The sequence below is a fragment of the Ligilactobacillus ubinensis genome (genome assembly GCF_024160875.1).
GTDB classification, from domain to species: domain Bacteria; phylum Bacillota; class Bacilli; order Lactobacillales; family Lactobacillaceae; genus Ligilactobacillus; species Ligilactobacillus ubinensis.
Genome location: NZ_JAIULA010000055.1, coordinates 1 through 576 on the forward strand (window position 1 = coordinate 1; position 576 = coordinate 576).

Annotated in this window: 1 rRNA gene; it reads right to left on the bottom strand. The window is 51.2% G+C overall.

Annotated features, from left to right (window positions below):
- Nucleotides 1–56: 56 nt before the first annotated feature.
- Nucleotides 57–576 (bottom strand): 16S ribosomal RNA (locus tag LB941_RS12325); the annotation flags it as partial.

The window sequence follows — 576 nt, forward strand, 5'->3', positions numbered from 1 at the left end:
CTCTCAAAACTAAACAAAGTTTCGACAATTGTGTAGGTTTCCGTTATTTTCCTTAGAAAGGAGGTGATCCAGCCGCAGGTTCTCCTACGGCTACCTTGTTACGACTTCACCCCAATCATCTGTCCCACCTTAGACGGCTAGCTCCTAAAAGGTTACCCCACCGGCTTTGGGTGTTACAAACTCTCATGGTGTGACGGGCGGTGTGTACAAGGCCCGGGAACGTATTCACCGCGACATGCTGATTCGCGATTACTAGCGATTCCGACTTCATGTAGGCGAGTTGCAGCCTACAATCCGAACTGAGAATGGTTTTAAGAGATTTGCTTGCCCTCGCGAGTTTGCGACTCGTTGTACCATCCATTGTAGCACGTGTGTAGCCCAGGTCATAAGGGGCATGATGACTTGACGTCATCCCCACCTTCCTCCGGTTTATCACCGGCAGTCTCGCCAGAGTGCCCAACTTAATGCTGGCAACTGACAATAAGGGTTGCGCTCGTTGCGGGACTTAACCCAACATCTCACGACACGAGCTGACGACAGCCATGCACCACCTGTCATTTTGTCCCCGAAGGGAAA